This window comes from Nocardioides scoriae, from assembly GCF_900104965.1.
GTDB lineage: Bacteria > Actinomycetota > Actinomycetes > Propionibacteriales > Nocardioidaceae > Marmoricola > Marmoricola scoriae.
In genome coordinates, this window is the sequence record NZ_LT629757.1 from 3,284,788 (window position 1) to 3,298,594 (window position 13,807).

Sequence of the window (13,807 nt, forward strand, 5' to 3'; positions counted from 1 at the left end):
CGTTCTGGGGACCCGTCGTCGGGAGGTGCTACCGACCGGTTCTACCAGCCAGTAACATAAGTATCCGCCGCGCCGACGCTCCGCGCAAGCGAACCGCCCAGATGGCGCGTGGCGGACTTTCGCCCTGCCCGCAGGGCGAAACCCGCCCGCGGAGGGGTCCGGAAGCGTCCGCGGACAAGGACGACCAACTCGATCAGCTCGGCCAAGACGATCGATCTGCCAAACTTGGGCCATGCGCGTCTCCGCCAAAGCCGACTACGCCCTCCGGGCGCTCATCGAGATCGCCCACCGTGACGACAGCCGGCCCGTCAGCGCGGAGGAGCTGGGCAAGCTGCAGGAGATCCCCCACGGGTTCCTGCAGGCCATCCTCGCCGACATGCGCCGGGCCGGCCTGGTCGTCAGCCAGCGGGGCCAGTCGGGTGGCTGGCGGCTCGCCGGCCGGTCCGCCGACATCACCGTGGCCGACGTGATCCGGGCCGTCGACGGCCCGCTGGTCAGCGTCTACGGCCTGCGGCCCGAGGCGGTCTCCTACAACGAGTCGGCGCAGATCCTCCAGCACGTCTGGATCGCGGCCCGCAGCGCGCTGCGCGACGTGTTCGAGAACGTCACCATCGAGGCGCTCGCCGCGCGGTCGCTGCCCGACGAGGTCGAGGTCCGCACCCGCGACGAGGACGCCTGGCAGCCGCACTGAGCCGGCTCGCAGACCTGCGGGCGGGCCGCTGACGCGGCTTCACCCCGTGTTCACGCGGGGGTCGTCGCGCCCGTCCACCCTGGGTGCATGTCTCGACGCACCCTGATCTGGCACATCGGGCTCCCGCAGGCCGCCCGGCTCGTGCTGCCGGCCAACCTCGACCACCACGCCGACGCGCTCGCCGCGGCCGGCCTGCCGGTGGTCGCGGACGCCGAGGAGGCGGCGCACGCCACCCACGAGCTGCTGCGCACCCACCGCGACGCCGACCTGCGTCGCCGCGACGTCGAGGGCCGCTGGGCGCGGATCTGCGACCGGGTCTGGGCCCACCGTGGCGTCTCGCTGCTGTCCACCCCCGACCTCGGGGTGGCCGACAAGGACCAGCTGCGGCTCGCGCTCGACCCGCTGATCGGCATCGAGGTCCACCTCGTCGTCTCGCTCGACACCTTCTCGTCCCAGCTGTACGGCGCCTGGCTGGCCGAGCTCCGCGCCGGGCGCACCACCAGCTGGCAGAAGTACGCCGCCCGCGTCCTCGACCACGCCACCGGCGGCGAGCGCAGCCACCGCCAGGCCGAGGCGTTCTGGGCCGGTCACGAGCTGGCCTCGCTGCTCGCCCGCTGGGGCTGGACCTTCCACGCCGACCGGCTGCACGTCGTCGTCGACCCCGACCCGGCCGTCCAGTGGGAGGCCTTCCTCGACGTCGCCCGCGCCACGCCGCAGCTGCGGGCGGCGCTGCCCGCGCACGTCCCGGCGTACGCCGATCCCGCGGGCGTGGCCGTCCTGCGCACCGTCAACCGCCAGCTCGAGGCCCCGCTGGCCCGCGCGACCTCCGACCTGCTCGCCGCCCCCGTGCGCCCCGGGACGGCCGCCGACCCCGAGCGGGCGATGATGCCCACGGTCGCCACGTCGGCCCTGGCCCCGCTCGTGGCCCGCTGGCGCACCGGGCTCGCCGCCGCCGGCCACGACGTCCGCGGCGACCTGTCGGCGCTGCTCGACGACGCCGACCCCACCCCGCTGCCGGGTCCCCGCGACCAGCTGGGCGTCACCGTCGACGCCCTCGGGGAGGCCCTCGCCGACAACTCCGCCCTGCGCCTGCGCGTCGCCGAGCTCGAGGCCGACAACGACCGCCTCGACCGCAAGCGCCGCAAGTGGAAGCGCGCCGCCCGGGCCACCGCCTGACGCTCGGTCTCCGAGGAGGTCGCCCCCGCGAGGGGCGCGGACGGCTCGGTCCCCGAGGAGGTCGCCCTGGCGACCGTCTCGAGGGGCCCTTCGAGACAGGACTTCGTCCTTCCTCAGGGACCGAGGGGCCCTTCGAGACAGGACTTCGTCCTTCCTCAGGGACCGAGGGGCCCTTCGAGACAGGACTCCGTCCTTCCTCAGGGACCGGGGGCCCCTTCGAGACAGGACCTCGTCCTACCTCAGGGCCCGGAGGGTCGGGCTCAGCTGCCGAGGGCTCCCAGGCGGGTGGTGAGCCAATCGATGAGGGGGCGCAGGCGGCGCCAGTCGTCGCGGACGTGCTCGAGCAGGTCCGGGGTGTGGATCCACGGCTCGAAGCCGTAGGGGCGACCCAGGGCGAGCGACTTGTGGCGCAGCAGCTCCAGGCGGGGGTGGTCGCGGTCGTAGCCGCGGGGGGTGGTCTTGAGCTTCTCGCCGTGCACCTCGAAGCCCTCGGCGACCAGGCCCCCGACGATCCGCTCCAGCTCGCGGCCGGAGTGGTCGACGTCGATGGCGGTGCGGATCCGGGCCAGGTCGGGGCTGGAGGCGTGGTAGAAACCCGCCCCGACGCGCACGCCGGGCGCGCCGACCTGGACGTAGAAGCCGGTGGAGGGACCGGCCGCGACGAAGGCGCCCTGGTGGTCCTTGTAGGGCGTCTTGTCCTTGGAGAAGCGCACGTCGCGGTGGGGCCGGTAGACCTTCGCGGCGCCGAACTCCGGCGCGAGCGCCTCGGTGAGGGCCAGCATCGGCGCCCGGACCGCGGCGTCGTACACGTGGCGGTGCGCCTCCCAGTAGGAGCGCGTGTTGTCGAGCTCGAGGTCGTCGTAGAAGTCGAGCGCGGCCTCGGGGAAGCCGACCGGGACCGGCCCGGACGCAGCGGCGGGGGCGGGTGAGGGTGACATGGAGCGGATGACGAGACTCGAACTCGCGACATCGACCTTGGGAAGGTCGCGCTCTACCAACTGAGCTACATCCGCGTGGCGGTCCTCGCACGCGAGGGGAGCCGCCGCAGGGAAGGCTACCCGACCCGGTCGGCCGGGGTCAGCACCGGTGCGAGGGTGGGCCGGCGCGGGGCCAGGCCGTCGCCCGAGGAGCGGCCGGTCAGGCGTCGGTGCACCCACGGCACCAGGAACTCCCGCGTCCACGCGGCGTCCGCGCGCAGCTGCTCGCGCCGCGACAGCGACGGTGCCACGAACGGCTCCGGCGGCGGCATCGCGTGGCCCACGCCGAGGGCCGCGAGCACGGCCCGGGCGATGGCGTCGTGGCCGCGGGCGTTGAGGTGCATCCGGTCGGTGTCCATGAGCTCGGAGACCGGCTGGTCGCGCATCCGCCACATGTCGACCAGCGCGGTGCCGTGGCGGTCGCTGATCTCGCGGACGTGCTCGTTGAAGACCGCCATCCGGCCGCGCAGGGGGCCGTAGATGCCCGAGCCGCCCGGGTCCCAGATGGTGAAGACGACCACCCGGGCGCCGGTCGCGGCGAGCCGGCCGACGCCCTCGTCGTACGCCGCAGCGAGACCGTCGAGGTCCACCCGGGGCCGCAGCACGTCGTTGGCGCCGGCGTGGATCGTCACCAGGTCGGGCGCCATCGCCAGGGCCGGCTCGAGCTGCTCGGCCAGGATCGGCAGCAGCTTGCGGCCGCGGATCGCGAGGTTGGCGTGGCCGAAGTCGAGCCCCTCGGAGCGCGCCTCGGCCTCGAGCACCTCGGCGACCCGGTCGGCCCAGCCGCGCAGGCCGTGGGGCCGCGCCGGGTCGTGGTCGCCCACGCCCTCGGTGAAGGAGTCGCCCAGGGCGACGTAGCGCTGCAGGGTCATCCGCTCAGATCTGGGTGCGGTGGAAGTTCGCGAACGACTTCGACGGCGTGGGGCCGCGCTGGCCCTGGTAGCGCGAGCCGTACTTCGCCGAGCCGTAGGGGTGCTGCGCCGGGGAGGAGAGCCGGAAGAAGCACAGCTGACCGATCTTCATGCCGGGGTAGAGCTTGATCGGCAGCGTCGCGACGTTGGCCAGCTCGAGGGTGACGTGGCCGCTGAACCCGGGGTCGACGAAGCCGGCGGTCGCGTGGGTGAGCAGGCCGAGGCGGCCCAGCGACGACTTGCCCTCGACGCGGGCGGCGACGTCGTCGGGCAGCGTGACGGTCTCGTACGTCGAGCCGAGCACGAACTCGCCCGGGTGCAGGATGAACGGCTCCTCGCCCTCGGCCACCACCTCGCGGGTGAGGTCGGACTGGTCGGCCGCCGGGTCGATGTGGGGGTAGCGGTGGTTCTCGAAGACCCGGAAGTAGCGGTCGAGCCGGAAGTCGATGCTGGAGGGCTGGATCATCGCCGCGTCGTACGGGTCGAGCGCGATCCGTCCCTGGTCGATCTCGGCGAGGATGTCGCGGTCGGAGAGCAGCACGGGCGCCAACCTAACCCAGCCGGGTCGGGGGCACCCCTTGCGTCCGGGCCGTGGGGGCAGATTAGGGTGCCCTAAGTAAGCCAAGGCTTACCTGACCCCGACCCCCTTCCCGAAGGAACACCCTGATGAAGCGACTGCGGCACCTCGCCCTGGCCGCCGGTCTCGGAGCGCTCGCCCTCAGCGGCTGCTCGACCGGCTCGACCGAGGACGGCGGCGACGCCGCGGCCTCCAGCGCCACCACCGAGACCGACGCCGACGCCTACCCCGTGACGATCCAGCACGCGTTCGGCGAGACCACCCTCACCGAGGAGCCCGAGCGCGTGGCCACCCTCGGCTGGGCCGACCAGGACGTCGCCGTGTCGCTCGGGGTGGTGCCGGTCGGCGCGACCAAGCTGACCTGGGGCGGCAACGACACCGGGAGCTCGGACTGGTTCGACGCGGCCGTCGAGGAGCTCGGCGGCGAGGCCCCGGTGCGCTACGACGACGCCGACGGTGCCCCGATCGAGGAGGTCGCCCAGACGCGGCCCGACCTGATCCTGGCCACGAACTCCGGGATCACCGAGCAGGAGTACGAGAAGCTCTCCAAGATCGCCCCGGTCGTGGCCTACCCCGAGGCCCCGTGGACGACGCCGTGGCAGACCTCGCTCGAGACCGTCGGCGAGGCGCTCGGACGCACCTCGCAGGCCGAGGAGGTCGCCGCGCAGGTCGGGGAGGAGATCGACCAGGCCAAGGAGGACAACCCCGACCTCCAGGGCGCGTCGATGATCTTCGGCTACGTCGCCACCACCGACCTGTCGACGATCGGCATCTACGCCCCGCAGGACCCGCGGGTCTCCTTCATGCACGACCTCGGCCTCGAGGACGCCCCGGCGGTCGGCGACGCGATCAAGCCCGGCGAGTTCTACTCCACCGTCTCGGCCGAGAAGGCCCCCGAGCTGGAGTCCGACGTCTTCCTGACCTGGGCCGAGTCGCCCGCGGACATGGAGAAGTTCGCCCGGGACAAGCTGGTCGGCCAGGTCCCGGCCATCGCCGGCGGCCACGCCTACGCCGAGGCCGACAAGCAGGTGGCGATGGCGGTCACCAACCCGACCCCGCTGTCGATCCCGTTCATCATCGACGAGTTCGTGCCCGAGGTCAGCAAGGCCGTCCAGGGCTCGTGAGCGTCCGCACGGCGACGCCGGTCGCCCCCTCCGGGAGCCCCGCGCGCCCGGAGGGGCGGCTGCGCACCTCGCCGGCCGTCGCCGTGGCCGTGCTGGTGGTGGGCCTGGTCGTCGTCTCGGTGGCCTCGGTGCTGCTCGGCGCCCGCTGGATCGGGCCCGGCTCGCTGCTCGACCCCTCCAGCCCGACCCACGAGATCGCCGCCGTGCGGCTCGACCGGACCCTGCTCGGGCTCACCGTCGGCGGCGCCCTGGGCCTGGTCGGCGCGCTGATGCAGGGCCTGACCCGCAACCCGCTCGCCGACCCCGGCGTCCTCGGCGTCAACGCCGGGGCCTCCCTGGCCATGGTGGTGGCGATCTCGGTCCTGGGCGTCTCCGACATCCGCGTCTACGTCTGGGCCGCCTTCGCGGGGGCGGCGACCGCCCTCGTGCTGGTCCACGCCATCGCCTCGGCAGGCCGCGGCGGCGCCACCCCCGTCAAGGTCGCCATCGCCGGGGCCGCGCTCACGGCGGCCGTCACCAGCTGGGTCTCGGGGCTGCTCCTCGTCGACCGCAAGACCATCGAGTCGTTCCGGCTCTGGCAGGTCGGCACCGTGGCCGGCCGCGGTGACGAGGTGCTGCTCATCGGGCTGCCCTTCCTCGTCGTGGGGGCCGTGCTCGGGCTCGCCTGCGCCCGGACCCTCAACGCCCTGGCCCTCGGCGACGACCTCGCCCGCGGGCTGGGTCGCCACCTGGTGCGCGACCGGCTCGTGGTGGGCGTGGCGGCAGTGCTGCTCTCGGGGGCCGCCGTCGCGCTGGCCGGACCGATCGCCTTCGTCGGGCTGATCGTCCCGCACGGCGTCCGCGCCCTGGTCGGGCCCGACTACCGCCTGGTGCTGCCGCTGAGCCTGGGCTTCGGCGCGGTGCTGGTCGTCGCCGCCGACACGGTCGGCCGCCTGGTGCTGCCGCCGGGCGAGGTCCAGGTCGGGATCATGAGCGCCGTCGTGGGCGTCCCCGTCTTCCTCCACCTCGTGCGTCGCGGCCGGATCGGGGCGCTGTGAGCACCGTGCTGAGCCCCCGCGCGGCCGTCGCGAGCCCCTCCGCCCCTCCTGCCGCCGACCCGCGGGAGGTGGTGCGCCGGGCGCGACGCCGGCCGCAGCGGCGCACGCGCCTGGTCGTGGCGTTCCTCTCCGCGCTGCTGGTCACGGTCTTCCTGGTGCGGATCACGCTCGGCGACTTCATCGTCACGCTGCCCGACGTGGTCCGGATCGTCACCGGCACCGAGATCCCCGGGGCGTCGTACATCCTCATGGAGAGCAAGCTGCCCCGGGCGGTGCTCGGCGTGCTCGTCGGGGCGGCGTTCGGGGTCGGCGGCGCCATCTTCCAGACCACGCTGCGCAACCCGCTGGCCAGCCCCGACGTCGTCGGCGTGAGCGTCGGGGCCAGCACGACCGCGGTGTTCACCATCGTGGTGCTCGACCAGCGGGGCGCGTGGCTGGCCGTCGCCGCGGTGCTCGGCGCCGTGGGCGTCTCGGTGGGGGTGCGGCTGCTGGTCGGCGCGCACGCCGGCACCCGGCTGGTGCTCGTCGGGGTCGCGCTGAGCGCCGGGCTCTACTCGGTGGTGCAGTACCTGTTCACCCGCGCCGACGAGTGGGACACCCAGATCGTGCTGCAGTGGCTGATCGGCAGCCTCAACCGCGTCGACTGGCCCACCATCCGCGTGCTGTCGCTTCTGCTCCTGCTGGTGGTGCCGGTGCTGGTGGTGCTCGCGCGCTCGGCCCGGGTCTCCGAGCTCGGGGACGACGCCGCCGCCGGGCTCGGCGTGCCCCCGCGGCGGGCCGACCTGCTGCTGCTCGTGGCCGTGCTGCTCGTCGGTCTCGGGGTCGCGGCGGCCGGACCGGTCTCGTTCGTGGCCTTCCTCGCCGGGCCGATCGCGCGGGCGCTCAACGGCGGCCGCACCACGCTGGTCGGCGCCGGGCTGGTCGGCGCGATCATCGTCGTCGCGGCCGACCACGTCGCGGCGTACGCCGTGCCGGACGTGAACTTCCCCGTCGGCGTCGTCACCGGCGCCGTCGGTGCCCCCTTCCTGCTGTGGCTGCTGGCCACCGGCCGCACCTCCCGGAGGTCCTGATGGACGCCCTGCCCCTCCACGACGCCCGCCCCTCCGGGTCGCGGCTGCGCACCGAGGACGTGACGCTGGGGTACGGCGACCGCCCGGTCGTCTCCGGCCTCACCACCGCCGTCCCCGACGGGCGGGTCACCGTCATCGTCGGCGCCAACGCCTGCGGCAAGTCGACGCTGCTGCGCGGGATGGCCCGGCTGCTGCGGCCCAGCTCCGGCGCGGTGCTGCTCGACGGCCAGGCGATCGCCTCGCTGCCCTCGCGCCAGGTGGCCCGCGCCCTCGGCCTGCTGCCGCAGGACCCGGTCACGCCCGAGGGGGTCAGCGTCGTCGACCTCGTCGGTCGCGGGCGCCACCCCCACCAGGGTGCGCTGCGGCGCTGGTCGTCGGCCGACGAGGCGGCCGTCGCCGAGGCGCTGCGGCTGACCGACACGCTCGACCTGGCCGAGCGCCTGGTCGACGAGCTCTCGGGGGGCCAGCGCCAGCGGGTCTGGATCGCGATGGCGCTGGCCCAGCAGACCGAGCTGCTGCTGCTCGACGAGCCCACGACGTACCTCGACGTCGCCCACCAGGTCGAGGTCCTCGACCTGCTCGCCGAGCTCAACGAGGTCCGCGGAACGACCGTCGTGATGGTGCTGCACGACCTCAACCTCGCCGCGCGGTACGCCGACCACCTCGTCGCGATGCGCGAGGGCCGCGTGGTCGCGGCCGGGCCCCCCGCCGAGGTCATCACCGAGGCCTGCGTCAGCGAGGTCTTCGGCATGGGCTGCCGCGTCGTCGACGACCCCGTCACCGGCACGCCCATGGTCGTCCCGCTGGGACGCGCCGCCCGCCACCGGACCCAGGAGGTCCCCGCATGAGCACCGCACCCGCCGACACCACCACCACCGACCGGACCGACTCCCAGCCGGCCTCCCCGACCACCTCCGGGGCGGCCGGGGAGGCCGCGCTGCCGATGGTGCTGACCACGGTCGAGGCGGTCGAGGTCACGCGCCTGTCGCCGTCGTACGTCCGGGTCTGCTTCGCCGGCGACCTCGCCGACCTCGGCGTGGACGGCCCCTGGCTCGACCAGCGCATCAAGCTGGTGCTCCCCGAGGAGCACGGCGTCGTGCCGTCGGTCGAGGGGGTCGGCGCCGACTGGTACGCCGGCTGGCGTGCGCTCCCGCCCGAGCAGCGCGGCCACATGCGCACCTACACCGTCCGCGACGTGCAGGGGTACGGCGCCGACACCCGCCTCGTCGTCGACTTCGTGGTCCACGAGGACGGCCTGGCCGGGCCCGGCGGCGGCTGGGCGCTGCGCGCCCGCCCGGGGATGAGGATCGTGCTGGTGGCCCCGCGCCGCGGCGTGCCGTTCGGCGGCATCGAGTTCACCCCCGGCGCGGCGACCTCGCTGCTGCTGGTCGGCGACGAGACGGCCGTGCCCGCCGTCGCCGGCATCCTCGCCGGCCTCGGCTGCGCAGTGACGGGCACGGCGTTCCTCGAGGTCCCCGACGCCCTGGACATCCAGGACCTGCCCGCGCCGCCCGGAGTCGAGGTCCGCTGGCTGGTCCGTGGCCACCGCGACGTCGGCGCCCGGCTGGTGCCCGCCGTCCGCGAGTGCCTCGGCCTGCCCGCCTCCGCGCCCGGCGACGACCACGTCGAGGTCGACCCCGACCTGTGGGAGACCCCGGCGTTCTCGAGCTCCGGCGAGGAGGTCGCGACCCAGGCCCACAACCCCGCGTCGGGCCCCCTCGACGGCGTCTTCGCCTGGATCGCCGGCGAGTCCACCATGGTCACCCGCCTGCGCCGCGCCCTCGTCCGCGAAGTCGGCGTCGACCGCCGCCAGGTCGCCTTCATGGGGTACTGGCGGCGGGGGGTGGCGATGCAGTCGTAGGCGGGGGGCAGTTTCCCCGGTCGACCGGGGAAACTGCCCGCGGGGTCGGACATGTCGGGCACGAACGGGCAGTTCTGCCCGTCGAGCGCGTCCGATCCGTCCGGTACGCCGCGCGCGTACGCCGCCCGCCGCTCGGGTCTGCCGGCGGGAACGCCAACGGGGAGGATCGCTGCCAGCTGGTGGCAGTGGTCCTCCCCGATGTCGTACGACGGGCCGCGGGGCCTACAGGTCGAAGAGCGATCCGGCGTCGTGGACGTCGGCGTCCGTGCGGGGCTGGTGCGCCTCGCCGGAGCCGGCCGGACGGGCCGGCTGGTCGTCGGTCGTCGTGTCGGCCTCCGCGGGGCCGGTCACGTCGGTCGGGTCGTCCGCACCGGCGGTGCCGTCCTCGGGAGCCTCCGGTGCCGGCGCGACCTCGTCGCGGGGCTCCGCCTGGACGGCCTCGGAGGTGTCGGTCGCGACGTCGGGGTCGTGCGGCGTGGCCGCGGTGGCCTCCGACGCGGACCCGCCACCGGCGAACTTCGCCTTGATGTCGCGCAGCGAGCGGACCGGGGCAGCCTCGGCCGCGGGCTCGTGGGCGTCCGCCGGTGACTCCGCCGGTGTCTCGCCCGGTGCCTCCGTCGTCGTCGCCTCCGTCGAAGCCTCGGCGACCGGGGCGGTCTCCGGGGCCGCAGCGGGGGCCGCCGTGGCGGCGGTCGCAGCCGGGGCCGACGCAGCCGGGAGGTCGAACATCGACCTGCCCTTGGCGTACTTGCCGCTCACCGCCGGCGAGGACCCGCTCGTCGAGGCACTCGCGGACGCCGTGGCTGCCGCGGTCGCCCCCGAAGGCTCCGGCGCCGGCTCGGTGGCCGCCGGCTCGGCCTCGCTCGAGACCTGGTCGCCGGAGGCCGGGGTGTCCGACTCCTCGACGACCGTCTCCTGGGCGTCGGCGGCCTCGTCCTGCGCGGGCGCCGCCTCGGTGGGCACCTCGCTGGCGGGGGCGGCCGAGCTGCCGGCCACCGTCTCCTCCTCGGGCTCGGCCAGGTCGAACAGCGACCCGCCCTCGGGGATCGCGCTCGCCGGGGTGATCGCGGTCCGGCTGCCCGACGTGGCGCCGGCCGCGGGGGCGGTGGCGGCCGGGGCGGTGTCCTCGGGGGTGCCGACGCCGGGCTCGCGCGCCGAGGTGTCGGCGTCGTCCTGGCTGCGGTCGAGGTGGCCGTCGGTGGTGGAGTCGCCGGCCGGGTCCTCGCCGGCCGGCTCGTCGCCCACCGGGGCGGCGGGCTCCTCGGTGGCCGACGTCGCCTCGCCGGCGGGGAGCTGCGGGGCCGCGGCCACCGTCTCCTCCTCGGGCTCGGCCAGGTCGAACAGCGATCCGCCCTCGGGGATCTCCGTGGCGGGGGTGACCGCGGTGCGCGACGACGCGGCCGCCGGGGCGGTCTCCTCGGGGGTGCCGACGCCGGGCTCGCGGGCCGAGGTGTCGGCGTCGTCCTGGCTGCGGTCGAGGTGGCCGTCGGTGGTGGAGTCACCGGAAGGGTCCTCCCCGGCCGGCTCCGAGGCCGGCTCGGAGGCAGGTTCCGCTGCAGGGGAGGCCGAGTCGTCGGGCTCGGCGAGGTCGAACAGCGACCCGCCCTGCGGGATCTCGGTCGCCGGCGTGGAGGCCGCGCCCGCGTCCGCCTTCGCGGTCGGAGCGGGACCCGAGCCCGAGCCGGCGCCCGAGTCGGTGCCGGTGTCGGTGTCGTCGTCACCCAGGTCGAACAGCGACCCGCCCCCGGACGGCGCCTTCTCCGCCGGAGCAGCCTCCGCCGGAGCAGCCTCCGCCGGAGCTGCCGACGCCGACGAGGACGACGAGTCGTCACCCAGGTCGAACAGCGAGCTGCTCGCGGCGGCGGACGCGGCGCCACCGCCGGTGGAGGCCGGCTCGGCGTCCTTCATCTCGGGCTCGTCGAAGAGCGAGCTGCCGCCGGACGCCTTGGCCAGCGGGCCGGCGTCCTCGGTCGCGGTGACGGTGTCGGCGGTCTGGGTCGCGTCGCCGGCCGACGGCTCGGCGTGCGTGTCCTCCTCGACGGCCTCCTCCTGCTCGCGCGTGAGGGTGGCCGTGCCGCCACCGGCCGCAGCCGCACCGGACGCAGCCGCACCCGCCCCGGCGGTGGACCGCGCGACCGGCCTGGTCTCGCCCTTGACCGAGGCCAGCAGCATCTGGGCCACGTCGAGGACCTCGACCTCCTCGCGCGCCTCGCCCTTGGACTGCTGGTTGGTCAGCCCGTCGGAGAGCATCACGCGGCAGAAGGGGCAGCCGACCGCGATCTGGTCGGCGCCGGTCTCGACGGCCTCCTTGGTGCGGTTGAGGTTGATCCGCTCGCCGGTGTTCTCCTCCATCCACATGCGAGCGCCACCGGCGCCGCAGCAGAACGACCGCTCGGAGTTGCGGGGCATCTCGACGAGGGTGGCGTCGGGGATGACCTGCAGCAGCTCGCGCGGCGGGGAGTAGACGCCGTTGTGGCGACCGATGTAGCAGGGGTCGTGGTAGGTGACCTGGCGCTTGTCGGCGGTGCCGTTGCTGGCCACCGGCGTCAGGCGCTTCTCGCGGACCAGGCGGTTGAGCAGCTGGGTGTGGTGGACGACCTCGAGCTCGACCCCGAAGGCGGCGTACTCGTTCTTGAGGGTGTTGAAGCAGTGGGCACAGGTCGAGACGACCTTCTTGGCCTTGGCGTCCTTGAGGGTCTCGGCGTTCTGCGCGGCCAGGCCCTGGAAGACGAACTCGTTGCCGGCGCGGCGGGCGGGGTCGCCCGTGCAGGTCTCGCCGTTGCCGAGCACCGCGAAGTCGACGCCGGCCATGTCGAGCAGCTCGGCGACGGCGCGGGTGGTCTTCTTGGCGCGGTCCTCGTAGGCGCCGGCGCAGCCGACCCAGAACAGCCACTCGACCTCGTCGAGCGACTCGACGTCCTCACCGACGACCTTGACCTCGAAGGGCAGGTCCTTGGCCCAGTCGAGGCGGGCGTTGGGCGACATGTTCCAGGGGTTGCCCTTGTTCTCCAGGCCCTTGAAGAGCCCGTTGAGCTCGCTGGGGAAGTTGGACTCCACCAGCACGGCGTAGCGCCGCATGTCGACGATGTGGTCGACGTGCTCGATGTCGACGGGGCACTGCTGCACGCAGGCGCCGCAGGAGGTGCAGTTCCACAGCACGTCGGAGTCGATGACCGCGGCGCCGCTGTCGGGCATGTAGAACCAGTCGTCGCCGGTGTCGCCGACCAGCGGACGCTCGACCTCGCGGGCGAGGGCGGTGTCGCCCTCGAGGAGCGCGGCGCGGTCGCCCTCGGCGGCGTTGAGGTACGGCGCCTTGGCGTACGCGTGGTCGCGCAGCGCGGTGATGAGCAGCTTGGGGGACAGCGGCTTCTCGGTGTTCCAGGCGGGGCACTGGCTCTGGCAACGGCCGCACTCGGTGCAGGTCGAGAAGTCGAGGATGCCCTTCCAGGCGAAGTCCTCGACCGCGCCGACGCCCAGCTTGGTGTCCTCGTCCATCTCCTCGAGGTCCTCGAAGTCGATGGTCTTGCCGCCGGAGGTCATGGGGGCCAGGCCGCCCAGCGCGGTGCGGCCGGTGGCGTGGCGCTTGAAGTAGATGTTGAAGAAGGCCAGGAAGCGGTGCCAGGCGACGCCCATCGTGGGCCGCAGCGAGATCACGATCATCCAGGTGAAGGAGATGAGGATCTTCAGCATCGCGACGAGGTAGACGAGGTTCTCGATGGTGCCGGTCGACAGCCCGGAGAACAGCTCGCCCAGCCAGAAGGAGAACGGGAAGTGGAACGCCGTGGCGTTCTCGGAGTGCTCGCCGCCCTTGCTGAGCAGGGCGTACTCCAGGCCGCGCAGCACCACGATGCACAGGCCCACGCCGAGGATGACCATCTCGACGAAGTAGCCCTGCCACATCGTGGAGCCCCAGAAGCGGCCCTTCGGCCCGCGCACGCGCTCCTTCGGGCGGGTGGCGCGGTAGTAGACGAAGGCGACGATCGCCACCAGCATCACGACCGTGAACAGCTCGCTGAGCCACTCGAAGAGGAAGAAGTGGCCGATCAGCGGGAGCGCGAAGTGGGCGTCGAAGAGCTGACCGAAGGCCGTCAGCAGCGTGAAGAACAGCAGCCCGAAGCCGGTCATGATGAACCAGTGACCGGCGCCCACCCAGTGCCACTGCAGCATCCGGGTGTGGCCGAGCGACTCCTTGACCAGGGTGATGCTGCGCCCGACGGGGTTGTCCGTGCGCCGGGCCGGCTGGCCGATCTTGATCGTCGCGATGATCTGTCGGATCGCCTTGACGAACAGCGCGATGCCGACGACCGCGATCGCGATCGAGACGATCTGGGCGAACAGCTGCATGGAGACTCCCATTCGGTTCGGGCGCACCTCGACCACGAG

At 74.0% G+C, this 13,807-nt stretch carries 11 protein-coding genes and 1 tRNA gene; 7 read left to right on the forward strand and 5 right to left on the reverse strand.

The window, feature by feature from the left end; all coding sequences use genetic code 11:
- The first annotated feature begins 232 nt into the window (after window positions 1-232).
- Together BLU55_RS15565 and BLU55_RS15570 are read left to right on the forward strand one after the other, a co-directional pair.
- A complete protein-coding gene (locus BLU55_RS15565) occupies window positions 233-691 on the forward strand; it encodes an RrF2 family transcriptional regulator (RefSeq protein WP_091731528.1) in 459 nt (152 codons plus the stop codon).
- Between the two features lie 87 nt (window positions 692-778).
- Complete coding sequence (locus BLU55_RS15570; RefSeq protein WP_091731532.1) at window positions 779-1,867, forward strand: hypothetical protein; 1,089 nt, start codon at window positions 779-781, stop codon at window positions 1,865-1,867.
- A gap of 260 nt (window positions 1,868-2,127) precedes the next feature.
- Here the strand turns inward: BLU55_RS15570 and BLU55_RS15575 are convergent, their stop codons facing one another.
- The 4 genes from BLU55_RS15575 to dcd all read right to left on the reverse strand — a co-directional run bounded on the left by BLU55_RS15575 (window position 2,128) and on the right by dcd (window position 4,296).
- On the reverse strand, window positions 2,128-2,805 hold the full coding sequence (locus BLU55_RS15575; protein ID WP_091731535.1) for a DUF2461 domain-containing protein: 678 nt from the start codon (window positions 2,803-2,805) through the stop codon (window positions 2,128-2,130).
- Window positions 2,805-2,880, reverse strand: a tRNA-Gly gene (locus BLU55_RS15580). Before BLU55_RS15580 ends, BLU55_RS15575 begins: the two co-directional genes overlap by 1 nt.
- 41 nt (window positions 2,881-2,921) lie before the next feature.
- Complete coding sequence (locus BLU55_RS15585) at window positions 2,922-3,716, reverse strand: SGNH/GDSL hydrolase family protein (protein ID WP_091731537.1); 795 nt, start codon at window positions 3,714-3,716, stop codon at window positions 2,922-2,924.
- Window positions 3,717-3,720: 4 nt separating this feature from the next.
- A complete protein-coding gene (gene dcd, locus BLU55_RS15590; RefSeq protein ID WP_091731540.1) occupies window positions 3,721-4,296 on the reverse strand; it encodes a dCTP deaminase in 576 nt (191 codons plus the stop codon).
- 125 nt (window positions 4,297-4,421) lie between these two features.
- On the opposite strand from dcd, the gene BLU55_RS15595 reads away from it, so the two are divergent.
- From BLU55_RS15595 to BLU55_RS15615, 5 genes are read left to right on the forward strand one after another with little or no spacing between them, the layout of a single operon-like run.
- Window positions 4,422-5,456, forward strand: coding sequence for an iron-siderophore ABC transporter substrate-binding protein (locus tag BLU55_RS15595; RefSeq protein ID WP_091731542.1), 1,035 nt, complete (start codon window positions 4,422-4,424; stop codon window positions 5,454-5,456).
- The gene (locus BLU55_RS15600) at window positions 5,453-6,493 is read left to right on the forward strand and encodes a FecCD family ABC transporter permease (protein ID WP_091731544.1); all 1,041 of its coding nucleotides are present in this window, start codon (window positions 5,453-5,455) and stop codon (window positions 6,491-6,493) included. The genes BLU55_RS15595 and BLU55_RS15600 overlap by 4 nt, the downstream gene beginning before the upstream one ends.
- Entirely contained in the window at window positions 6,490-7,563 is a 1,074-nt protein-coding gene (locus BLU55_RS15605; protein ID WP_231916907.1) for a FecCD family ABC transporter permease, read from the forward strand. The genes BLU55_RS15600 and BLU55_RS15605 overlap by 4 nt, the downstream gene beginning before the upstream one ends.
- Window positions 7,563-8,411 (forward strand): ABC transporter ATP-binding protein, encoded by an 849-nt coding sequence (locus tag BLU55_RS15610; RefSeq protein ID WP_091731546.1) that lies wholly within the window; start codon window positions 7,563-7,565, stop codon window positions 8,409-8,411. Before BLU55_RS15605 ends, BLU55_RS15610 begins: the two co-directional genes overlap by 1 nt.
- Complete coding sequence (locus tag BLU55_RS15615) at window positions 8,408-9,424, forward strand: siderophore-interacting protein (protein ID WP_231916908.1); 1,017 nt, start codon at window positions 8,408-8,410, stop codon at window positions 9,422-9,424. The genes BLU55_RS15610 and BLU55_RS15615 overlap by 4 nt, the downstream gene beginning before the upstream one ends.
- Window positions 9,425-9,646: 222 nt before the next feature.
- Here the strand turns inward: BLU55_RS15615 and BLU55_RS15620 are convergent, their stop codons facing one another.
- Window positions 9,647-13,768 (reverse strand): heterodisulfide reductase-related iron-sulfur binding cluster, encoded by a 4,122-nt coding sequence (locus BLU55_RS15620; protein WP_091731549.1) that lies wholly within the window; start codon window positions 13,766-13,768, stop codon window positions 9,647-9,649.
- Window positions 13,769-13,807: the final 39 nt, after the last annotated feature.